Origin of the sequence: Neisseria weaveri (assembly GCF_900638685.1) — a bacterium.
Taxonomy (GTDB): domain Bacteria; phylum Pseudomonadota; class Gammaproteobacteria; order Burkholderiales; family Neisseriaceae; genus Neisseria; species Neisseria weaveri.
On record NZ_LR134533.1, the window covers coordinates 1,449,113 to 1,468,429 of the forward strand.

The 19,317-nt window shown below is 48.7% G+C and carries 24 protein-coding genes, 3 tRNA genes and 1 other RNA gene; 16 read left to right on the forward strand and 12 right to left on the reverse strand.

Annotated elements, in window-relative coordinates; translation table 11 throughout:
• Positions 1 to 58 precede the first annotated feature (58 nt).
• The 6 genes from EL309_RS07025 (at position 59) to EL309_RS07050 (ending at position 2,496) form a co-directional block, all read left to right on the forward strand.
• Complete coding sequence (locus EL309_RS07025; RefSeq protein ID WP_004284021.1) at positions 59 to 391, forward strand: hypothetical protein; 333 nt, start codon at positions 59 to 61, stop codon at positions 389 to 391.
• Positions 388 to 702, forward strand: coding sequence for a cell division protein ZapA (locus EL309_RS07030; protein ID WP_036494862.1), 315 nt, complete (start codon positions 388 to 390; stop codon positions 700 to 702). Before EL309_RS07025 ends, EL309_RS07030 begins: the two co-directional genes overlap by 4 nt.
• Before the next feature lie 19 nt (positions 703 to 721).
• Positions 722 to 904, forward strand: a non-coding RNA gene (gene ssrS, locus EL309_RS07035) — 6S RNA.
• Between the two features lie 172 nt (positions 905 to 1,076).
• On the forward strand, positions 1,077 to 1,505 hold the full coding sequence (rplM, locus tag EL309_RS07040) for a 50S ribosomal protein L13 (RefSeq protein WP_004284018.1): 429 nt from the start codon (positions 1,077 to 1,079) through the stop codon (positions 1,503 to 1,505).
• Between the two features lie 10 nt (positions 1,506 to 1,515).
• A complete protein-coding gene (gene rpsI / locus EL309_RS07045) occupies positions 1,516 to 1,908 on the forward strand; it encodes a 30S ribosomal protein S9 (RefSeq protein ID WP_004284017.1) in 393 nt (130 codons plus the stop codon).
• Between the two features lie 342 nt (positions 1,909 to 2,250).
• A complete protein-coding gene (locus EL309_RS07050) occupies positions 2,251 to 2,496 on the forward strand; it encodes a GlsB/YeaQ/YmgE family stress response membrane protein (protein WP_004284015.1) in 246 nt (81 codons plus the stop codon).
• A gap of 126 nt (positions 2,497 to 2,622) precedes the next feature.
• Here the strand turns inward: EL309_RS07050 and dtd are convergent, their stop codons facing one another.
• The 5 genes from dtd to folD form a co-directional block, all read right to left on the reverse strand.
• Positions 2,623 to 3,084, reverse strand: a complete 462-nt coding sequence (gene dtd, locus EL309_RS07055) for a D-aminoacyl-tRNA deacylase (protein ID WP_004284014.1) — start codon at positions 3,082 to 3,084, stop codon at positions 2,623 to 2,625.
• Positions 3,085 to 3,207: 123 nt separating this feature from the next.
• Complete coding sequence (locus tag EL309_RS07060; protein ID WP_004284013.1) at positions 3,208 to 3,957, reverse strand: HesA/MoeB/ThiF family protein; 750 nt, start codon at positions 3,955 to 3,957, stop codon at positions 3,208 to 3,210.
• Positions 3,958 to 3,963: 6 nt separating this feature from the next.
• Positions 3,964 to 4,464 (reverse strand): cyclic pyranopterin monophosphate synthase, encoded by a 501-nt coding sequence (moaC, locus tag EL309_RS07065; protein WP_004284012.1) that lies wholly within the window; start codon positions 4,462 to 4,464, stop codon positions 3,964 to 3,966.
• A 112-nt stretch (positions 4,465 to 4,576) separates the two neighbouring features.
• The gene (locus tag EL309_RS07070) at positions 4,577 to 5,155 is read right to left on the reverse strand and encodes a hypothetical protein (RefSeq protein WP_004284010.1); all 579 of its coding nucleotides are present in this window, start codon (positions 5,153 to 5,155) and stop codon (positions 4,577 to 4,579) included.
• A 225-nt stretch (positions 5,156 to 5,380) separates the two neighbouring features.
• Positions 5,381 to 6,241 carry a bifunctional methylenetetrahydrofolate dehydrogenase/methenyltetrahydrofolate cyclohydrolase FolD gene (gene folD / locus EL309_RS07075; protein ID WP_004284009.1) on the reverse strand — a complete coding sequence of 287 codons (861 nt, stop codon included), beginning with the start codon at positions 6,239 to 6,241 and terminating at the stop codon, positions 5,381 to 5,383.
• Positions 6,242 to 6,502: 261 nt separating this feature from the next.
• On the opposite strand from folD, the gene EL309_RS07080 reads away from it, so the two are divergent.
• The 7 genes from EL309_RS07080 to tldD all read left to right on the forward strand — a co-directional run bounded on the left by EL309_RS07080 (position 6,503) and on the right by tldD (position 12,102).
• Positions 6,503 to 6,580, forward strand: a tRNA-Pro gene (locus EL309_RS07080).
• Between the two features lie 38 nt (positions 6,581 to 6,618).
• A tRNA-Arg gene (locus EL309_RS07085) sits at positions 6,619 to 6,695 on the forward strand.
• A gap of 15 nt (positions 6,696 to 6,710) precedes the next feature.
• Positions 6,711 to 6,786 (forward strand) — tRNA-His (locus EL309_RS07090).
• A 340-nt stretch (positions 6,787 to 7,126) separates the two neighbouring features.
• Positions 7,127 to 7,633, forward strand: a complete 507-nt coding sequence (gene rfaE2 / locus EL309_RS07095) for a D-glycero-beta-D-manno-heptose 1-phosphate adenylyltransferase (protein ID WP_004284008.1) — start codon at positions 7,127 to 7,129, stop codon at positions 7,631 to 7,633.
• Complete coding sequence (locus EL309_RS07100; RefSeq protein WP_004284007.1) at positions 7,630 to 9,387, forward strand: bifunctional biotin--[acetyl-CoA-carboxylase] ligase/type III pantothenate kinase; 1,758 nt, start codon at positions 7,630 to 7,632, stop codon at positions 9,385 to 9,387. The genes rfaE2 and EL309_RS07100 overlap by 4 nt, the downstream gene beginning before the upstream one ends.
• Positions 9,384 to 10,232: a hypothetical protein gene (locus tag EL309_RS07105; protein WP_004284005.1), complete on the forward strand. Its 849-nt coding sequence runs from the start codon at positions 9,384 to 9,386 to the stop codon at positions 10,230 to 10,232. The genes EL309_RS07100 and EL309_RS07105 overlap by 4 nt, the downstream gene beginning before the upstream one ends.
• A gap of 430 nt (positions 10,233 to 10,662) precedes the next feature.
• Positions 10,663 to 12,102, forward strand: coding sequence for a metalloprotease TldD (gene tldD / locus EL309_RS07110; protein WP_004284003.1), 1,440 nt, complete (start codon positions 10,663 to 10,665; stop codon positions 12,100 to 12,102).
• Positions 12,103 to 12,195: 93 nt separating this feature from the next.
• Here tldD and EL309_RS07115 read toward each other — a convergent pair whose 3' ends face one another.
• The 6 genes from EL309_RS07115 to pyrE form a co-directional block, all read right to left on the reverse strand.
• Positions 12,196 to 12,891 (reverse strand): Bax inhibitor-1 family protein, encoded by a 696-nt coding sequence (locus tag EL309_RS07115; protein WP_004284001.1) that lies wholly within the window; start codon positions 12,889 to 12,891, stop codon positions 12,196 to 12,198.
• A 97-nt stretch (positions 12,892 to 12,988) separates the two neighbouring features.
• Positions 12,989 to 13,900, reverse strand: a complete 912-nt coding sequence (menA, locus tag EL309_RS07120; protein WP_081463197.1) for a 1,4-dihydroxy-2-naphthoate octaprenyltransferase — start codon at positions 13,898 to 13,900, stop codon at positions 12,989 to 12,991.
• A 173-nt stretch (positions 13,901 to 14,073) separates the two neighbouring features.
• Positions 14,074 to 14,343 (reverse strand): oxidative damage protection protein, encoded by a 270-nt coding sequence (locus EL309_RS07125; protein ID WP_004283996.1) that lies wholly within the window; start codon positions 14,341 to 14,343, stop codon positions 14,074 to 14,076.
• A 91-nt stretch (positions 14,344 to 14,434) separates the two neighbouring features.
• On the reverse strand, positions 14,435 to 15,748 hold the full coding sequence (gene argA / locus EL309_RS07130; RefSeq protein ID WP_004283993.1) for an amino-acid N-acetyltransferase: 1,314 nt from the start codon (positions 15,746 to 15,748) through the stop codon (positions 14,435 to 14,437).
• On the reverse strand, positions 15,745 to 16,143 hold the full coding sequence (locus EL309_RS07135; RefSeq protein ID WP_036494865.1) for an MJ0042-type zinc finger domain-containing protein: 399 nt from the start codon (positions 16,141 to 16,143) through the stop codon (positions 15,745 to 15,747). Before EL309_RS07135 ends, argA begins: the two co-directional genes overlap by 4 nt.
• A 132-nt stretch (positions 16,144 to 16,275) precedes the next feature.
• Entirely contained in the window at positions 16,276 to 16,917 is a 642-nt protein-coding gene (pyrE, locus tag EL309_RS07140) for an orotate phosphoribosyltransferase (RefSeq protein WP_004283990.1), read from the reverse strand.
• Between the two features lie 126 nt (positions 16,918 to 17,043).
• Here pyrE and EL309_RS07145 point away from each other — a divergent pair, with 126 nt between their 5' ends.
• Positions 17,044 to 17,820, forward strand: coding sequence for an exodeoxyribonuclease III (locus EL309_RS07145; protein ID WP_004283988.1), 777 nt, complete (start codon positions 17,044 to 17,046; stop codon positions 17,818 to 17,820).
• Between the two features lie 147 nt (positions 17,821 to 17,967).
• Here the strand turns inward: EL309_RS07145 and EL309_RS07150 are convergent, their stop codons facing one another.
• Positions 17,968 to 18,411 carry a phosphatidate cytidylyltransferase gene (locus EL309_RS07150; RefSeq protein ID WP_004283986.1) on the reverse strand — a complete coding sequence of 148 codons (444 nt, stop codon included), beginning with the start codon at positions 18,409 to 18,411 and terminating at the stop codon, positions 17,968 to 17,970.
• 136 nt (positions 18,412 to 18,547) lie between these two features.
• On the opposite strand from EL309_RS07150, the gene EL309_RS07155 reads away from it, so the two are divergent.
• Together EL309_RS07155 and EL309_RS07160 are read left to right on the forward strand one after the other, a co-directional pair.
• Positions 18,548 to 18,745, forward strand: a complete 198-nt coding sequence (locus tag EL309_RS07155; RefSeq protein WP_004283984.1) for a DUF1737 domain-containing protein — start codon at positions 18,548 to 18,550, stop codon at positions 18,743 to 18,745.
• A 15-nt stretch (positions 18,746 to 18,760) separates the two neighbouring features.
• Positions 18,761 to 19,294, forward strand: coding sequence for an alpha/beta hydrolase (locus EL309_RS07160; RefSeq protein ID WP_004283982.1), 534 nt, complete (start codon positions 18,761 to 18,763; stop codon positions 19,292 to 19,294).
• Positions 19,295 to 19,317 lie beyond the last annotated feature (23 nt).

Sequence of the window (19,317 nt, forward strand, 5' to 3'; positions counted from 1 at the left end):
ACATATAGCTTCAATCTATGCTGCAAAACATCATTGTATAAACAGAATCGTTCAAAATATGAAGCAGAATCTCGAAAAGCTCGAAGCCTGTGTTCTCAAGTTGGTGGAAAAAATGCAAACCCTGCTGAATGAAAACCGGCGCCTGCAGGAAGAAATCACCCATTTGAAGCTGGAACACGAGCAGCAAAAGCAGGAACATCAAGCTGCCGTAGATGAATTGAGCGATGCTCTTTTGGTTCAAGTCGGTAAGCTGAAAAACGATCTGCAAGATAAAATAGACGATTTGTTGTTGGAAAACAGCCGATACCGTCAAATCTTGGCAAAGCATCCGGAATATGGGCAGGATAATCGAGAAGCTGCTTCGGAAAAACAGGAAAAGGTTGAGCAATGAGCCACGAACGAGTTAGCGTTAATATATTGCATCGGACTTTTGAGATCGGTACACCGTCTGAAGAAAAAGCCACATTACTGCAAGCTGTGGAATTATTAAACCAGAAAATCGGCATCATTCAAGACAGCGGTAAAGTGATTGAAACAGAGAAAATCATTATTCTCGCTGCCTTGAATCTTGTGCATGATTTATTGAAGAATTCATGCCATGTAAATAACTTAAAAGATGATTTGGCAAGCAAAGAATTTGAGCGTAAAATAATAGACATAGTAAATGTTTGTGAGCAAGCATTGTCGCAAGTCGATAATTAATTGGCATAAACATCCCTTCTTTTCCCTGCGGTGTTCGCGAAGGCATATATTCCTTTGAACCAATAAGTTCGCTTTAGGTTGCCGGGAGTTGCAATGGGCGCGAGCGTCTTAATCTGTAAGATGCACCCGAAATTGTCCGAGGTGACCGCCTTGTCCACAAGGTTCAAGCGGATTCAGCCTGAACGGCACACGTGGGGATTCTCTATTCATATACCGCCTCTATACAAAGGCGGTATTTTCTTAAATGAGACAGATTTTTTGGAATATTCGCGATATTAATTGCAAATATTTTCAGTAATCTAATTTAGATTGACAGAAGCGGAAATCATCTCTAAAATCGGTAGCTTTCTATATATTTGTTTGGATTACTCCGTATGAAAACCTTTTCAGCTAAACCGCATGAGGTGAAGCGCGAATGGTTTGTAATCGATGCCGAAGATAAAGTTTTGGGTCGTATTGCAGCTGAAATCGCACACCGTCTGCGCGGCAAACACAAACCTGAATACACTCCACACGTTGATACCGGCGATTACATCATCGTAATCAATGCAGACAAATTGCGCGTAACCGGTGCTAAGTTGGAAGATAAGAAATACTACCGTCACTCAGGTTTCCCAGGCGGTATCTATGAGCGCACTTTCCGTGAAATGCAAGAGCAATTTCCGGGCCGCGCTTTGGAGAAAGCCGTTAAAGGTATGTTGCCCAAAGGTCCTTTGGGTTATGCCATGATTAAGAAACTGAAAGTGTATGCCGGTTCAGAACACGGTCATGCTGCTCAGCAACCTAAAGTTTTAGATATCTAAGGGACACGATATGAACGGTAAATATTACTACGGTACAGGCCGACGCAAAAGTTCAGTAGCTCGTGTATTCTTGCAAAAAGGTACTGGTCAGATTATTGTAAACGGTCGTCCCGTTGATGAATTTTTCTCTCGCGAAACCAGCCGCATGGTTGTTCGTCAACCTTTGGTTTTGACTGAAAATGCCGAATCTTTCGACATTAAAGTAAATGTTGTCGGTGGTGGTGAAACCGGTCAATCAGGCGCTATCCGCCACGGCATTACCCGCGCATTGATCGATTTTGATGCTGCGTTGAAACCTGCTTTGTCTGCTGCCGGTTTTGTTACACGTGATGCTCGTGAAGTTGAGCGTAAGAAATTCGGTTTGCGTAAAGCACGTCGTGCGAAACAATTCTCTAAACGTTAATACTTTGTTTGGCGATATGTTAAAAAAGCCCTGTTTGATACAGGGCTTTTATTATTTGATATGTTTGTCCGATTGGTGTTTGAGGTAAAAATTTGAGGCTTCTGGCGTCTATCATTTTTTGGTATTTCGGAGTGTTTTTAATTGCCTATCATGCTGGGAAGGCTGCTTTTTATTGATCTTGTAGAATTGATTGTATTGTTAAGAAATTGATTGAAAATAAATGCAAGAATTTCTGTCTGAAGTGGGTAACTGTGTATAATATTTAATTCATTCTTGAATGGGCATTTCAAGATAGAACAAATAGACGATAACTTATAATTGAATTTATTGAGAGGATAACGTATGGGATGGTTGATTACTATCTTGGTTGGCTTTATTGTTGGTGTATTGGCTAAATTCCTACATCCGGGTAAAGACAATCTTGGTTTTATTATGACTACGATTTTGGGTATTGCCGGTGCGGCACTGGCTGGTTTTGTCGGTCAGTCTGTGGGTTGGTATCAAGTGGGTGAGCCTGCCGGTTGGATTGCTTCAACTATATTCGCTATTATTATTTTGGCTGTATATACCCGTGTGATTAAAAAGTAATTTTTAATGATTTAATAATAGAGGCCGTCTGAATTTTCAGACGGCCTCTTGTTTGCTTGGCTGGTGGGGAATATTTCGCGTTAGTCGGGATTGTTTGACAGCTTATGGGTATTTTGTCTGTTTCCTTTAGAAGGTTTTTTGAGAATCCAGCAGTAGAGTCACCGGGCCGTCGTTACATAGTTCAATTTGCATATGGGTTTGGAACTTTCCTGTTTCAACGTTTAAACCATGAATGCGTAAATGTGTCGCTACCGATTCGTACAGTGTATTTGCTTGCTCCGGTTTTGCGGCTTGGGAAAATGACGGTCGTCTGCCGTTTCTTGCGTCTGCGTATAAGGTGAACTGTGATACCAGGAGTATAGAGCCGTTAATATCTTTAATGGAGAGGTTCAGTTTGCCTTCCGCATCTTCGAAAATACGTAGATTGGCAATTTTTTCGGCGATGTATTTTGCATCGGCTTCAGTATCCTCATGACATATACCTAGCAATATCATGAAGCCGGTATTGATTATCCCATTGGTATAGCGTTGTTGGTTTTCGATAATATCGACTTTTGCTTTAGTAACTTTTTGAATAACGGCGCGCATGATGTGATAAGGGGTAATAGCTCAAAAATTAAATATCTGGGTTGATTGGAATGGATTGTTTTTAGGTTTGCGGAGAGAGGCAGTCTGAAAATTTAGGCATTCTGAATCTTTGCAATAACATTTCTATTTATTGGTGGCGCATATATTGCAATGGGGATTTTTTTCAAACGGAAATTGCTGCCATGTGTTGGTCAGGGCATCGTAGGTAATCAGTTTCCCATGTGATGGTGAACCGATACCGATGAGTATTTTTAGTGCTTCCGAAGCTTGGGTGGTTCCGATAATGCCGACAAGTGGGGAAAATATGCCGAATGTGGCACAGCTGCCGTCGGTTGCATCGCCTTCTTCAAAGAGGCAGGTATAGCAGGGAGAGTCGGGTAAATCGGCTCTATAAACGCTTATTTGGCCTTGAAACCGTACTGCTGCGCCGGATACCAAAGGCGTTTGGGTGTTGACTGCCGCTTGGTTGACGGCTTGGCGTGTTGTGTAATTGTCGCTGCAATCCAAAACAATATCAGCTTGCTGCATGAGCGTTTCCAGTTGGGTTCTATGCAGTCTTTCGTTAATCGGTCGGATTGTAATCCTGCTGTTGATGGCTTGAAGACGCTCGCTCATGGCAATTGCTTTTGAACGGCCCAAGTCCGCTTCGGTGAAGGTAATTTGACGTTGCAGATTGGTGTTGTCGATAACATCATCATCGGCAATGATCAGGCGGTTGATGCCGGAAGCGGCGAGGTAGGGAAGCGCTGCGGCGCCTAAGCCTCCGCAGCCAATCACTAAAACACAGGCGTTCAGTAACTTCTCCTGACCTTCTATGCCGATTTCTTCTAAAAGAAGGTGCCGGCTGTAACGCAATAAATCACAATCATCCATTATCGGTTAGTAATTGATGTTTTCGTATTTGTCGGTCAGGGTGAAGTTTTCACTTTTACTGTTGGTTTTTTCCTGCAGGTGGATGTGGGTTAGTGCCATGTTTTTATCAACGGCTTTCAGTAAATCGTAAATGGTCAGTAATGCGATGTTGACTCCCATTAAAGCATCCATTTCCACGCTGTGTTTGGCGTTGCCGGTTGCGGTTACGGTGGCTTTGATTCGGCTGAGAGAAAGATCGCTTTCAAAGTCCACTCTGATATGGTTTAGCGGAGCCGGTTGGCACAGCGGAATCAGAAAGCCGGTTTGTTTTGCACCTTGAATGGCTGCGATGCGTGCGATGCCCAGCACATCGGTTTTTTGTGGATTATTTTGCGTAATCAGTTTGATGGCATCACTATTCATGTTGATGTAGCCGCAGGCCTTGGCGGTTGCGGAGGCTTCAGGCTTGTTGCTCGGGTCAACCATGGTTTCGGTGTGGTTTTCGCTGAGGTGGGTTAAGTTAATCATCTCGTATTTCCTAGAATGCGTTTTATGGATTGAGCCTGGCAGGGGTATTGGGATTTTAAAACTTTGCCAGGTGCTTGTAAAAGCTTGTTTCAGGCAGGCTGCTTCAATTGTATTATTTTGTTTTTAAAATAGTTTCAAATCTTTCCAAGGCAGGGCCTATGGCATCGTTGATATGTTGGGCATCGAGCCAGTCGACTTGTATAAACATCAACATCAGTACCGAGCTGGCCAAAATCATAGCAATTGCATAAGCAATATAGCCAACCAGCACTTTTGTGGATGAGTGACCGCTTAATTTCATAAAGCCGTTATATTGTGCCCCAAAAGTCCAAATCTGCCAGAAGAGGCCGAGAGCGGCTAAAGTGGGAATATATAAAACGGCCAATGAGGGAATAGACAAGGCTTCCGAAGCCAAAACAAAGCCGCATAGGTTTTGTTTGGGCTGGTTGGGTTGCTGCAGCATAAACCGCATAACACTGCACATCAGCAGGCATCGGGTTGCGGTAAATAAAACTGCGTAAGCAATAACGCCGTCTCCGCTGCCGAGAATGTAGGACATTTTGGACGCCTCGATAAAGCCCATCAGCAATATCACCGCCAAAATAACGGGAAGGGTGTAGCGATACTCGGAAGCTGCTTGATAACGCAGACGTAGAATGCCGAGCATATCGTTTAAGAATTTATATAGCATGGTTGGTTTGGAATCCGTAAGTGTGCAAACTGATTAGGCCTATCCGTATCAGTGATAAGTTCCATTTACTATGATTACTGTTGCCATTTTATGCAGGAAGGCCGTCTGAAATTTCAGACGGCCTCCGCAAAGTTGCGGATCATAATGTATACCGTATCAAATGACGATATTAAATATTACCTATTTTATTTTTACCGTTTTATATCGGAAAACAGTTTGAGTCAATTAATTTTTGCTGTCGTGCAATTCTGCTGCCTGCAAAGTATTTTCCAGCAAGGTAGCGATGGTCATGGGGCCCACGCCTCCGGGAACCGGTGTGATCATCGCCGCGCGTTCTTTGGCTGCGTCAAATTCTACATCTCCGCATAGTCTGCCGTCTTCTAACCGATTGATGCCGACATCAATCACAACAGCCCCCGGCTTAATCCATGCGCCTTTAACAAAGTTGGGGATGCCGACGCCGACCACAACAATGTCTGCCGAACCGACTTCCTCGGCCAGATTTTGCGTTTTACTGTGGCAAACAGTTACTGTGGCGCGCGCCAACAGTAATTCCAAAGTCTGCGGTCGGCCGACGATATTGGAGGCGCCCACCACAACGGCTTTTTTGCCGACCACATCAATGCCGTATGACTCCAGCAAGGTCATTACGCCTTTGGGTGTACAGGGACGCATGAGCGGCATTTTTACTGCCAAGCGGCCGACGTTGTAAGGATGGAAACCGTCCACGTCTTTATCCGGCACGATCCGTTCCAATACGGTTTGGCTGTCGATTTGTTTCGGTAACGGCAGCTGTACCAAGATTCCGTCTACATCGGCATTGGTGTTTAATTCGTCAATCAACGACAACAGTTTGTCCTGTGCGGTATCCTCAGAAAGTTCGTAAGACAGGGATTTGAAACCGACTTTTTCGCAAGCCAGTTTTTTGTTGCGGACATAAACCGCGCTGGCCGGGTCGTTACCCACTAAAATCACAGCCAAACAAGGTGCTCTTTTTCCGGCTGCTTGGCGTTCGGCGACTTGTTGCGCAACCAGTTGCAGCCGTTGCTGCGATATTTCTTTACCGTTGATTAATTGGGCAGTCATGAAAGTGTTTCCCTTTTGCGGAAGATAAATTGTGGACAAATATCAGGAGGGGGATTATCGCATTTTTAAGGTGTTTTTTCATCTGTTTATCGCTATAAGTCATGATGAGGTTGTTTTCTTATGATTCGGTTGCTGAAAGTTAGGATAAAAAAAGAAAAATAAATTTCATTTAAAAACAAAAATATCTAGATTTTTATAGCAATTTGTTTTTTCAAACGCTTGACGCTTTTTTTATGCGGGGGTATAGTTCGATTCTCTCGTCGGGGCGTAGCGCAGTCTGGTTAGCGCACCTGTTTTGGGAACAGGGGGTCGTGAGTTCGAATCCCACCGCCCCGACCAAAAAAGATTTTTAGTTATGCACGGTACCCGTGTGGTAAGCGCCCGTAGCTCAACTGGATAGAGCACCGGCCTTCTAAGCCGGGGGTTACAGGTTCGATTCCTGTCGGGCGTGCCAAAATTTAAGTTTACGGTGGCTGTAGCTCAGTTGGTAGAGCCCTGGATTGTGATTCCAGTTGTCGTGGGTTCGAGCCCCATCAGCCACCCCATTTAAAAATTCCCTACATTGAAAAATGTAGGGAATTTATTTTTGGAATTTTGCTTGAATTTTGAGCGTGGCGGCAAGGCTTGTTGCCAATAAGACAAATAAACAAGGTGTTCTTAAAGCGATAATGTCATTATGCTTAATGTAAGGGCTATAAAGGCCGTCTGAAATTTTCAGACGGCCTTTGTTTTGATTGGTTCGTTAATGCAGGGACGTTTCCTATAAATATGATGTCGGTTTATGGTTTTGCCGTATTGGTTTCGGGCAGGAGTACGGCATTGGCTGCAGCTTTTCCAAATGCTGATGCTTCGGTATGATGTTGAAAATTTTTGGAAAGAAATGATATGTCTGATTGGATTCTTCCTGATTTCGAAAATAAGATTTGTACTCCGGAGCAGTTGGCAGAGCGTATCCGGGCATTGCCCAGGCCGCTGGTGTTTACCAACGGCTGTTTTGATATTTTGCACCGCGGGCATGTGACTTATTTGGCTCAGACCCGGGCATTGGGTTCGGCAATGGTTTTGGCTTTGAATACCGATGCTTCCGTACGCCGTTTGGGTAAGGGAGACGATAGGCCGATAAATTCATTGGAAAATCGGGCTGCGGTTGCTGCGGCATTGTCCAGCGTGGATTTGGTAACGTGGTTTGACGAGGATACGCCGGCAGAGTTGATTGAGTTGGTGAGACCGGATATTTTGGTTAAGGGAGGGGATTGGCCGGTTGAAAAAATCGTCGGTTCGGCTGAAACTTTGGCGCGTGGTGGTCAAGTTTATTCTATTCCTTTTCTACATCAAACTTCTACAACGCAGACATTGGAAAAAATCCGTGCTGCGGAGGCCGGGGCGAAATGATGTCTCTTAAACCGCAGCAGTGGCAGCTTTTGGCGGCTTTGGCAGATGGAACGCCTTGTCATGTGTCCGACTTAAGCCGTCTGATCGGGATCAAGCCGCAGCAGATTAACGGTTTTTGGATGCAGATGCCGCCTCATGTGCGCGGATTGCTGCGGCAGTATGACGGTTTATGGCGTTTGGTCAGACCGTTGGCGGTATTGGATGCTGAAAAGGTTGGGCAGATCGGCGTGCAAAGCGGATTTCGGGCGGTGTTGCATAATGAATGCGGTTCGACCAATGATATTGTTTTGGAACAGGCGCGACAAAGTGTTGAACGTGCCCACCGTTTTTTATGTATCACCCATAGCCAAACTCAGGGACGGGGTAGGCAGGGTAAGGCTTGGCAAAGCAGGTTGGGTGAGTGCCTGATGTTCAGTTTCGGCTGGGCTTTTGATAAGGCGCAACATGAATTGGGGGCTTTGGCACCGGTTTCGGCACTGGCCTGTCAGAAAGTGTTAAACAGGTTTGGTATCCCGGCGCAAATAAAATGGCCGAATGATTTGGTGGTTGGCGGCGACAAGCTCGGCGGAATTTTGATTGAAACCATCAGACACGGCGGTAAAACGGTTGCGGTGGTCGGTATCGGTATCAATTTTGTTTTGCCTAAAGAGGTGGAACATGCTGCTTCTGTACAGACTTCTGTGCAGACTGTTTCTGTGTATGGTGTAACCGCCGGCCGTTTGCTCGCGGATTTAATGCGGGAGTTGCAAAGCAGTTTTGAGATGTTCGAACGGCATGGTTTTGCGCCCATGTTGCCTGATTATTTGCAGGCAAACCGTGATTATGGACATCCGGTGAGATTGTTGCGGGACGGCCATGTGGTGCAGGAAGGAATGGTGGCGGGCGTTACCGAACATGGTGCGCTCCGTTTGCAGACGGCCGCCGGAGAGCAGATTGTGGTCAGTGGTGAAATCAGTTTGAGACCGGATGCGGAAGCGGCAGTTAGGCCGCCTGAAAATAATGAAAGCACCCTCTCTTTATTGTTGGACGGAGGCAACAGCCAGCTGAAATGGGCGTGGGTAGAGGGTGGCAATATTGCCCGTATCGGCCGTGCGCCTTACCGGGACTTGGCTAAGTTGGGTGAGGAATGGCTGCAATTTTCAGACGGCCTTACCCGTATTGTCGGCTGTGCGGTATGCGGAGAAGCGAAGAAAGCTTTGGTTGAACAGCAGTTGCCGAAATCCGTGGAGTGGTTGGAGTCGATGCAACAGGGATTGGGTATCCGCAACCATTACCGCAATGTTGCCGAACATGGCTCGGACAGATGGTTTAATGCGTTGGGCAGCCGCCGCTTTACCGATCATGCTTGCGTGGTGGTCAGCTGCGGAACGGCGGTAACGGTGGATGCATTAACCGATGACAATCATTATTTGGGCGGTACGATTATGCCGGGCTTTCATTTGATGAAAGAAGCGATGGCTGCCAAAACTGCCAATCTCAACAGGCCGCTGGGGCGGGTGTATCCTTTTCCGACTACCACGGCGAATGCGTTGGCGAGTGGGATTATCGATGCGGTTTGTGGCTCGATTTTATTGATGCACGGCCGCCTGAAAGAAAAAGTAGGGGTTGATAAGCCGGTTGATTTGATTATTACCGGAGGCGGTGCTTCCAAAGTCGCTCAAGCGCTGCCTGAAGCTTTTACTTTGGACAATATTGTTAAAGTTGTAGATAATCTCGTCATTTACGGATTATTGAATTGGGTTGAGCAAGAATGAAGTGGTTGTTTTTCATATTGGTGGCGCTGAATATCATCGTTTTCGGAGGTATGGTGGCAGGCCGTGTTGTAGAAAAGCAAAAAGCAGTGGTTGCGCCGACCGTTCCGATGGTGGGAAAGGTGCACGAATTGTCTTTGCCCGACAACATTAAAGATCCCGGTTCCGAAAAATTGGACTGGGTAACGGATGACGGTAAACGTGCCGACCAATTGGAAGAGGAAAAGAAAGCCAAAGAAGCGGCCAAGCTGGCACAGGAAAAGAAAGCCCGGGAAGAGAAAAAGCGTAAAGAAGAAAACAGCCAGCAATCTGCGCAGGAGCTTCCGGTTATTGCGCAGCGTCCGCAACCGGCGGCGGGTAATGTTTGTGTGGCTACGGCTTCCGTTTCGTTGGAAGAAGATGTGTACCATCGCATTAAAGGTTTGTTGAACCGTTGGCCGCATGCGGCGACCAGAACCGTTGAGAAGCGCGATGGTGCGGTGAAAAAGGCAAAAAAAGCCGTTGTTAAGCATTATCGCGTGGTATTGCCGTCAAACGGAGACGCGATTGCACAAATGGACAGTTTGGCCGCCAAAGGCTTTACGGGTTCGCTGTATCAAGGGCAAATCAGTGCCGGTATCGTGAAAAGCCGGTCTGCCGCACAAGTTCTGGTATCGCGATTGGCCGCTTCGGGATTCGGCGGTGCAAGCGTGGTGGAACAGGAAGAGCGCAGCCGTATTTCTGAAGAAAACGAGTTGAGCGTGGCGAAAATGAAAGTGGTATTTTTGGCGGTTAACGATAAAGAAATTAAAGAAATCCAGTCGATTGTCGGCAAATACGGCCAACTGGCGCGTAATAAGTGTAAGTAGTGTATTGACGGATTATCTATATCAAAGGTGATTGCGTTGATATAAACACAAACCCACTGTTGGCTAACAGTGGGTTTGTGTTTTTCGGTTTTGAGTATTGGATGTAAAGGGAATTGTTTGTCGTATATGCACACTCCGAAGTAATTGAAGATGACGAGAGAATAATAAGGTAATTTGTTTAATGGCCTGATATTTAGGATGGCTACCAGGTGTTTTGAATTATACGCGAATAATAATAATTATCAATAAGAAAAACATAAAATAAGTGTGTAAATTATTTAAATAATTGAATTTAAAGAAAAATAAAAGAATTGATAGGCTGGGTTAATCGCATATTTAGCTGATTTTAAGCAAGTGTTTCATATCATCGTGTCGGTAAATGCCGTATAATTCAGCGATATTCGATTACGTGAAGGCCGTCTGAAATTTTATGCAAACTTATCAAACCGTTACCCGTGATTTATTGGATGCCAACCAGCTTTCTCCGGAAAGGTTGGCAAAGAGTTTGGCTTTGATCGGCAGTCATAAAGTCGACTATGCCGATATTTATTGTCAGCGTACTGCCTTTGAAAGTTGGCATTTGGAAGAAGGCATTGTTAAGTCGGGCAGTTTCCAGATTGATCAGGGTGTCGGCGTGCGGGCTGTTGTTGGCGAAAAGACGGCTTTTGCTTATGCAGACAGTTTGAATGCAGATTCGGTTGACCGCTCCGCGCAGGCGGTGCGTGCGATCGGTTCGGCCGGTCAGGCGGCTTCGGTTTGCGTGCCGTCCGTCCGTTGCGGCAAAGCAGTGCATGCTGTTTCCAATCCCATTGCCAGCTTGGATTCTGCAGCGAAAGTGGCCTTGTTGAATAAAGTTGAAGCATTGGCTAAAGCGGCGGATCCGCGCATTGTACAGGTGATGGCAGGGCTGACTTGCGAATATGATTTGATTTATATTGCACGGTTGGACGGCAGGCACAGTGCCGATATCCGTCCGATGGTGCGTCTGAATGTAACCGTGATTGCCAAGCAGGGCGAGCGTCGGGAGCAGGGGAGTGCCGGTGGCGGCGGGCGTTACGACTTGGCTTATTTTGACGAATATTGTGTCGGGCAGTATGTGGCTTCCGCAGTTAAGCAGGCGTTGACGAATTTGGAATCCCGCCCGGCTCCTGCGGGTGCGATGACCGTGGTATTGGGCAGCGGTTGGCCAGGCGTATTGCTGCATGAGGCGGTCGGGCATGGTTTGGAGGGTGATTTCAACCGTAAAGAAACCAGCGCGTTTTCCGGCAGGATAGGCGAGAGGGTGGCAGCCAAAGGCGTAACCGTTGTCGATCAGGGCGATATTGCCAATCGTCGTGGTTCTTTGAATATTGATGACGAAGGCAATGAAACCCGACGTACGGTTTTAATCGAAGACGGTATTTTGGTGGGTTATTTGCAGGACGAAACCAACGCGCGGCTTATGGGTGTGCCGGTAACGGGTAACGGTCGTCGTGAGAGCTATTCTTCCGCGCCGATGCCGAGAATGACGAATACGTTTATGGAAAGCGGCAGCCGTGATCCGGAAGAAATTATTGCTTCGATCGATAAAGGTCTTTATGCGGTAAATTTCGGCGGCGGCCAAGTAGATATTACCAGCGGTAAGTTTGTGTTTAGCGCGTCCGAAGCATGGTGGGTTGAAAACGGCAAGCTGCAATATCCGGTGAAAGGTGCCACGATTATCGGCAACGGGCCGGAAGTATTGAAACATGTAAGCATGATCGGCAACGATATGTCTTTGGATGCCGGTGTCGGTGTATGCGGTAAAGACGGGCAGAGCGTGCCTGTCGGTGTGGGTCAACCTACTTTGCGTATTGATGCCGGTTTGACTGTCGGCGGTAGTGAAGTGTAATGGGTTACGGTTTGAGGCCGTCTGAAAATCGAAATACAGATAAACTAAAAAGGCCGTCTGAAATTTCAGACGGCCTTTTTTATTGGTTTGGGATTAGTCTTCGCCACCCAATGACAACAAGATATTCAACAAGCTGCTGAAGATGTTATAAATGGAAATGAAGATGGTCAGCGCGGCACTGATGTGGCTGGTTTCACCGCCGTCAATCACGCTGCGGATCTGCCACATAATCAGCAGTGAGCTGAACAGAACGAAACCTGAAGAAATAGTTAAGCTCAAGGCTGGAATCTGCAGGAACATATTGGCAACAACGGCAATCATCAGGACAACTGCACCAACGGTTAAGAAGCGGCCCAAAGAATTCATATTCATATTGGTGCGGCGTGCCATTGCGGCCATGGTGAAGAATACGGCGGCGGTCATGGCGGCGGCGATGCCGACGATTTGTGCACCGTTACTCAGGCTCAGGCTGTATTGCAGCAGCGGGCTGATGAGCACGCCCATGCCGAAGGTAAATACCATCAGCAAAGTGGCGCCGGTGTTGTTGTAGCGGTTTTTCTCAATCAGGAAACACATGCCGTAGAAAAAGGCCAAGGTAACACCGAAAGCAATCCAGCGGTTTCCAAACAGGCTAAACAGGCTGAAGCCCATTTGGCTGCTTAAGAATGCACCGGCTGCGGCAGGAATGAAGGATAAACCGAGCAGGTTGTAGGTTTTGCGTAAAACCGTATTTTTGGCTACGGCACCGGGACTTGAGGATTGTGTGTAGTCGTAAACGTCGTGTTGCATGGCGTTTGCTCCTGTATATATTTGGTTTATAAAGTAGAGAGCCGATTCTAACAGCAATTTCACGATATTGGCTGAAAATTATCGGTATTGCCTGAAATTAGCGTATGTAATCCGCCGGAATGTCCGCTGCCAACCACAATAAGACAACCCACGTTAAGACGGTAAAGCTCCATTGCGGCAGCATGCGGTTCAGCAGAAGCGGAGATGATGCTTTTTTTAAGAAAAACAAGTGTGCGGTGCTGAAAACCAGCAAAACGGTTTGCAAAACGGCTTGTTTGCCGGCAGTGTATACTAAAGGCAGCCATATCGACCAACATAGTGCGGCAATCAGCAGTAAAGCCGTGTGGTACAACTTGGCGCGTGCCGTTCCAAGCCGTACGGCCAGTGTGCGCTTTCCGGCACAGGTGTCGCTGTCGATATCGCGCATATTGTTGAGATTCAGCACCATGCAGCACCACAGTCCCAAAGCAGTTGCAGGCAGAAAAGAAAGCATATTCAGACGGCCTGTATGCAGATATTCGCTACCGATAACGCCCAGCCAGCCGAAAAACAGTAAAACGGCTGCTTCGCCGAAACCGTGATAGCCGTAGGGTTTAATGCCTGCCGTGTAGGTAAAGGCGGCAAGAACGGCTGATGCGCCGAGCAGCAGCCAAAGTGTATAGCGGATGTCGGGTCGGGCGGCAGACAGCAGCAGAATGCCGGACAGGCAGCAGGAAATGGCGCAAGCAAGCAAGGCTTTCTGCATTGCGGTACGGCTGATTTTACCGCCCGCCACCATGCGTTCGGGGCCTTGTCTGAGACGATTGTCCGCACCGTGTACGGCATCGCCGTAATCGTTGGCCAGGTTGCTGAAGATTTGCAGCAAAGCGGCGGTCAGGATACTCAGCACCAGAGTTATGATATGCAGCTTGCCTTGTTGTGCGGCGAGCAGGCCGCCGCACAGTGTCGAAGCCAGTGCCAAAGGTAGGGTTCGCGGTCGGGCGGCTTGCAGCCAGTATCGGACAGCCATGTGTTTCGGGTCGGGTAAAGGGGGGAGTCAAAGCGGTTGGAAAGCCGACGGGTTTGATTGCGGCAGTAAGTATTGCCGTATCCGTTGGCTGGCGGTTCGGTATCCGGCAGTTTGATTGTTTATAAGGCCGTCTGAAATTTTCAGACGGCCTTATGTTTATCGTTTGCCGGTATTTAGTCTTGGGGAACGTAGCCCTGAACTTGGTCGGCACCGTCGCCGAAAAAGTAGTTTTCCATTTGTTGTGCCAAATATTGGCGTGCGCGCGGGTCGGCCAGGCTCAAGCGGTTTTCGTTGATCAGCATGGTTTGGTGGCGCGTCCAGGCATCCCATGCTTCTTGTGATACGTTTTCGAAAATGCGCTTGCCCAGTTCGTTGGGCAGGGGAGCGAATTTCATGCCGGGGGCTTCTTTGCCTAATTTGATGCAGTTAACCATACGGGTCATGGCCGGTTTCCTTATTCGGTTTGATTTCAGACGGCATTGATTTTAACGGAGTCGCCGCCGTTTGTATATTGCTTCACTGCGGTGTGCGCTTTTAGAGCGTGTAGGCAAAAATTTTCGACCGGCGGCCGCTTTCGTCGTATTCCTGCCGTCTTTCTTGGGGTAAGTCGTCAACGGAGGCCGTCTGAAAACCGCGCTCGATAAACCATTCTCCGGTGTGCGTGGATAAGGCCAACAGGGTTTTGAGGTTTTTTTGCCGGGCTTGGCGGAGCAGGTGTTCGAGCAGCAGTTCGCCGTAGCCGCTGTCTTGCGTTTGCGGGGAAACCACCAGGCAGGCGAGTTCGCCGACATTCGGGTCGGCAAAGGTTTTGAGGGCAACACAGCCGTAGATTTGGCGGTCGTGTTCCAAAATGGAAAATTGACCGATATGGTTTTCCAGATATTCGCGACTGCGGCGCAATAAGATGCCTTGATCTTCCAGCGGACGGATTAAGTTGATGATGTCGGGAATGTCGGCACTTTGCGCTTCGCGTATGTTCATAAACGGATTGCGTGCGATGGAGGTGCCGACACCGTGGCGGGTAAACAGTTCGGCAATCAGGCTGCCGTTTTGGCGGCCGCCGAGAATCTGTACGCGCGAAACCTGATTTTCAACGGCGCGGATGGCGTATTGCAGCAGACGGCGTTGTTCGGGATGTGCGGTTTGATTGTCGAGCAGGCTTTGCGCTTCTTGTGCGGAAAGGTTGCTGATGACTTGGCCTGCTGCGTTGAGAATGCCGTCTTGCTCCACCAGATAAATCAGTTTTTCGGCTTGCAGGGCAACAGCTGTGGCTTCGGCAATGTCGCCCATGCTCAGATTGAAAGTTTTGCCGCTGAGAGAATGGCCGATCGGGCTGATAAGTACCAGCGAACCGTTATCCAAACAACGGCGTATGCCTTCGGTATCGATTTTGCGGATACGGCCGGTGTAGCCCATGTCGATGCCGTCGATAATGCCGAACGGCCTTGCCGAAATAAAATTTCCGCCGGCGATATGGAGCGGCTTGCCGCGCTGCGGGGCATGGGCGATGCCGACGGATAATGCGGCTTCGATGTCGCAGCGAATCATGCCGACGGCCTGTTTGACGTACGATAAGGTCTGTTCGTCGGTAATGCGGAAATTATTGTGGTATTGCTGGGGATGCCGGTCTTTATCGGCCAACCGGTTGATTTGGACGCGTGTGCCGTGTACGAGCACCAATTTGACGCCGAGACTGGCTAAAAGGTTAAGGTCGGCGGCAAGCGTGTTCAACGCCGGGCCGGACAGCAGGCTGCCTGCTACGCCGATAACGAGGGTTTTGCCGCGCAGATAGTTGATGTAAGGTGCGGCTTCGCGGAAATCACGGATAAAGTCGGCGGTTGTGTTCATTGCAGGAGAATCAGATAGAAAAGCTGCATAATCAATACGGTCAGCGCAACCAGTGAAGCCATTGTCCAATTGAAGCCCGCTGCGGCTTTGGCTTTGACCGGAGCCGGTTCGCTTTTGCCTGCAGGTATGAAGTTGTCGAGCAGATCGGCGATTTCGTTTTTGGAAATGACTTTGCGCGTGCGGACTTGCGGCCCGAGGTTGTGCACCAGTTTGACATCGGTAACGGCATTGGGCAGTTGTCCCGGCCGCATATTTTCCGGTGTGTCGCGGACATGGTTTTTGGCTTGGAACAATCCTTCGCATTTGCTGCACATCACAAAACCTTGTGCAACATTGAGCTGGTTGTCTTGTACCCAAAGTTGGGTTTTGCAGTGAGGGCAGGCGCAAACGGGCATGGTCGGCTCGCTTTGTTAAGTTAGTTATTGTAAACGGTATTGTAAGGAGTTTCAGACGGCCTGTATAGAATAAAGGCCGTCTGAAAATCGAAGTTGTTTTCAGACGGCCTTTTCATGCTTCAAATGCAGCGTTTATGCCACGCCGTAACGCTCGCGGTAAGCGCGCACCGGTTCCAGATAAGCACCGAATTCGGCATTGTTTTCCAGCAGAGCCAGCAAGTCTTTCAGGTTAGCAATCGCCACAACCGGCAAGCCGTATTGCTGTTCCACTTCCTGCACGGCCGATTTGTCGCCCGTACCTTTTTCCATACGGTCTAGCGCAATGGCAACGGCGGCGGGGGTTGCGCCTTCCGCCTCAATCAGCTTAACCGATTCGCGCACCGACGTACCTGCCGAAATCACGTCGTCGATAATCAACACGCGGCCTTTGAGCGGCGCGCCCACCAACACGCCGCCCTCGCCGTGGTCTTTCGCTTCTTTGCGGTTGTAGGCAAACGGCACGTTCACGCCCTTTTCGGCCAGCATCATGGCGGTGGCCGCCGCCAGAATAATGCCTTTGTAAGCAGGGCCGAACAGCATATCGAATTCGACTTTGCTCTCGATAATCGCTTCTGCATAGAATTTGGCCAATGCCAAAGTGGACGCGCCGTCGTTAAACAGACCGGCATTAAAAAAATAAGGCGACTGACGGCCTGCTTTGGTGGTGAACTCGCCGAACTTCAAAACGTTTTGCGCTAAGGCGAATTTCAGGAAATCTTGACGGAAATCGGACATTTTCGACTCTTTCTCTATTGATAGATGAAAACAAAGCGGATTATAGCTGAAGGCGGTATGCGGTAACAGGCCGTCTGAAACACATTTCGGGTACAATGCTGCTTTTCTTGATTACGTTGAAACATTATGTTGAAAATCATCTCCGCCAATGTGAACGGCATCCGTTCCGCTTATAAAAAAGGCTTCCACGAATACATCGCCGCGTCGGGCGCCGACATCGTTTGCGTGCAGGAATTGAAAGCGCAAGAGCCGGATTTGTCGGACGATATGAAAAATCCGCACGGTATGTATGGCGTATGGCATTGCGCCGAAAAACGCGGTTACAGCGGCGTGGCGATATACAGCAAGCAACGCCCCGACAATGTGCAAATCGGCATGGGCATTGAAGAGTTCGACAGCGAAGGCCGTTTTGTGCGTGCCGATTTCGGCAAATTGAGCGTGATTTCGCTTTATCTGCCCAGCGGCACCAGCGCACCGGAGCGGCAGGAATTGAAATACCGCTTTCTGGATGCGTTTTACCCCATGTTGGCCGAGATGAAAGCGGAAGGCCGCGATATCGTGGTGTGCGGCGACTGGAACATCGCCCATCAAAACATCGACTTGAAAAACTGGAAAGGCAATCAGAAAAATTCGGGCTTTCTGCCGGAAGAACGCGCATGGATAGGCAAAGTGATTGCCGACTTGGGCTGGGTGGATATGTGGCGCAAACTGTATCCCGAAGTGCCCGGCTACACTTGGTGGAGCAACCGCGGGCAGGCGTATGCGAAGGATGTGGGGTGGCGTATCGACTACCACATGGTCACGCCCGATCTGGCAGCCAAAGCGGTGCAGGCGCATGTGTATAAAGATGAAAAATTTTCCGACCATGCGCCGCTGGTGGTGGAATACGATTATTCGATCTGATGCGTTTTCAGACAGGCATGGGCAATCCTGCCTGTTTTTATTGGCTTACAATCAATCCACTTACATAATAAATAACGATACCGTCATATACGGGCTTATCCAGGTATGACGAGCGTACTGTTTTTAAGTTGATTAACCATATCAAGCTCAAGGTTTGCGCGGCTGCGCATTTTTAGAGACCGCATCAAGATAATCCATAAGGAAGCAGCTGTCATTTTCAACAATATTGTCAATGCGGTACACAACGAAGCGGTCGGATGGGAAATTGCGGCTGCTTTCTTTGATTTCCGGAGAATCCGCGGCCACCCTCAGCCAGAAATTCGCGCGGGAATGGTGCGGGGAGCGGGGCGGCAGCTTTTTTATCAAAGCGCGGACTTTTGCTTCGTCTTCCGATTGTTTGAACACCGCAACCCAGTCGGAAGCGGGTGAAGAGCAGGGAGCCAGAATGACCCGGCCGTTTTCTTCGGAAGCCAAAACGGAGAAAATATCATGGAAATCATCTGCTTCGGAGGTTTGATGGTGTTCGGATTTTGCTGCGTTTGCCAGTGATAAAGACAGCGATAATAATGCGGCCAGTAGAGTGAGTTTCATGTTTGTCAGTATGAGTTGTGATGGTTTCGGAAATGTGCCGTCATAGTAGAACACGATTATTCGATTTAATACAAACTTTTTCAGACAGGCATTCGTTATAATGCCTGTCTGAATTCTGATTTAGAGGAGGAACGATATGAAAGTTTACCGTATGCTTACCGGCCCGGACGATGCTGTGTTTTGCCGCCGCGTAACCGAAGCCTTGCAGCACGGCTGGGATTTATACGGCAGCCCGACCATGACCCACACGCCCGACGGCGTGCAGGTGGGGCAGGCCGTAGTAAAAGATGTGGAAGGTGTTTACGACCCCGACAAACCTCTGCATGAATACTGATGCCTGTCTGAAACCATGAAACCGGGCGATTTAGAAGACTTAACCCTATTCTTGATACGCGATGCGGACGAACCTGCCATGTGGATAGACCGCTGGGCGGTCAGCTATCCGACCGTGCGGATGGTGGAAATATCGCGCCGTCAAAGTATCCGGCAATGGCAGGATATTGTTCAGACGGCATGGAGTGGTATCTGTGGGCGGAATGTCGCGGTGGTTGCTCACGGCGCAGGTGTGTCGGGCTGGCTGGCGTGGCTGTATTTGGCCGATGTGAATATGCAGAAGCGTATCCGCAATATGATGCTGGTGTCGCCGCTGCAAAACGCGTTTCCCGATGACGAGTGCCATACTTTGCAACGGGTGCGCTGCCATTGTAAAACGGCGTTGGTGATCGGGGAGCAAGATGACGATTGTCCGCAAGCGTGGGCGCGGGAAATGGCGCGGCTTTGGGGCGCGCGCTTGCTGGTGTCGCCACATGAAGGCCGTCTGAATGTGCCGTTGCACGGTTGGCAGTGGGGGATGAAGTTGTTGCAGGAAATGCTGCTGGATTGATGGAGCGTGCAGTTTTAAATGGA

What these genes read in the sequence shown, in the direction of transcription:
- EL309_RS07025 (WP_004284021.1), top strand. Translation starts at nt 59, where the DNA reads ATGAAGCAGAATCTCGAAAAGCTCGAAGCCTGTGTTCTCAAGTTGGTG.
- EL309_RS07030 (WP_036494862.1), top strand. Translation starts at nt 388, where the DNA reads ATGAGCCACGAACGAGTTAGCGTTAATATATTGCATCGGACTTTTGAG.
- rplM (WP_004284018.1), top strand. Translation starts at nt 1,077, where the DNA reads ATGAAAACCTTTTCAGCTAAACCGCATGAGGTGAAGCGCGAATGGTTT.
- rpsI (WP_004284017.1), top strand. Translation starts at nt 1,516, where the DNA reads ATGAACGGTAAATATTACTACGGTACAGGCCGACGCAAAAGTTCAGTA.
- EL309_RS07050 (WP_004284015.1), top strand. Translation starts at nt 2,251, where the DNA reads ATGGGATGGTTGATTACTATCTTGGTTGGCTTTATTGTTGGTGTATTG.
- dtd (WP_004284014.1), bottom strand. Translation starts at nt 3,084, where the DNA reads ATGCGCGCCGTTATTCAAAAAGTTACTAAAGCAAAAGTCGATATTATC.
- EL309_RS07060 (WP_004284013.1), bottom strand. Translation starts at nt 3,957, where the DNA reads ATGGATGATTGTGATTTATTGCGTTACAGCCGGCACCTTCTTTTAGAA.
- moaC (WP_004284012.1), bottom strand. Translation starts at nt 4,464, where the DNA reads ATGATTAACTTAACCCACCTCAGCGAAAACCACACCGAAACCATGGTT.
- EL309_RS07070 (WP_004284010.1), bottom strand. Translation starts at nt 5,155, where the DNA reads ATGCTATATAAATTCTTAAACGATATGCTCGGCATTCTACGTCTGCGT.
- folD (WP_004284009.1), bottom strand. Translation starts at nt 6,241, where the DNA reads ATGACTGCCCAATTAATCAACGGTAAAGAAATATCGCAGCAACGGCTG.
- rfaE2 (WP_004284008.1), top strand. Translation starts at nt 7,127, where the DNA reads ATGTCTGATTGGATTCTTCCTGATTTCGAAAATAAGATTTGTACTCCG.
- EL309_RS07100 (WP_004284007.1), top strand. Translation starts at nt 7,630, where the DNA reads ATGATGTCTCTTAAACCGCAGCAGTGGCAGCTTTTGGCGGCTTTGGCA.
- EL309_RS07105 (WP_004284005.1), top strand. Translation starts at nt 9,384, where the DNA reads ATGAAGTGGTTGTTTTTCATATTGGTGGCGCTGAATATCATCGTTTTC.
- tldD (WP_004284003.1), top strand. Translation starts at nt 10,663, where the DNA reads ATGCAAACTTATCAAACCGTTACCCGTGATTTATTGGATGCCAACCAG.
- EL309_RS07115 (WP_004284001.1), bottom strand. Translation starts at nt 12,891, where the DNA reads ATGCAACACGACGTTTACGACTACACACAATCCTCAAGTCCCGGTGCC.
- menA (WP_081463197.1), bottom strand. Translation starts at nt 13,900, where the DNA reads ATGGCTGTCCGATACTGGCTGCAAGCCGCCCGACCGCGAACCCTACCT.
- EL309_RS07125 (WP_004283996.1), bottom strand. Translation starts at nt 14,343, where the DNA reads ATGACCCGTATGGTTAACTGCATCAAATTAGGCAAAGAAGCCCCCGGC.
- argA (WP_004283993.1), bottom strand. Translation starts at nt 15,748, where the DNA reads ATGAACACAACCGCCGACTTTATCCGTGATTTCCGCGAAGCCGCACCT.
- EL309_RS07135 (WP_036494865.1), bottom strand. Translation starts at nt 16,143, where the DNA reads ATGCCCGTTTGCGCCTGCCCTCACTGCAAAACCCAACTTTGGGTACAA.
- pyrE (WP_004283990.1), bottom strand. Translation starts at nt 16,917, where the DNA reads ATGTCCGATTTCCGTCAAGATTTCCTGAAATTCGCCTTAGCGCAAAAC.
- EL309_RS07145 (WP_004283988.1), top strand. Translation starts at nt 17,044, where the DNA reads ATGTTGAAAATCATCTCCGCCAATGTGAACGGCATCCGTTCCGCTTAT.
- EL309_RS07150 (WP_004283986.1), bottom strand. Translation starts at nt 18,411, where the DNA reads ATGAAACTCACTCTACTGGCCGCATTATTATCGCTGTCTTTATCACTG.
- EL309_RS07155 (WP_004283984.1), top strand. Translation starts at nt 18,548, where the DNA reads ATGAAAGTTTACCGTATGCTTACCGGCCCGGACGATGCTGTGTTTTGC.
- EL309_RS07160 (WP_004283982.1), top strand. Translation starts at nt 18,761, where the DNA reads ATGAAACCGGGCGATTTAGAAGACTTAACCCTATTCTTGATACGCGAT.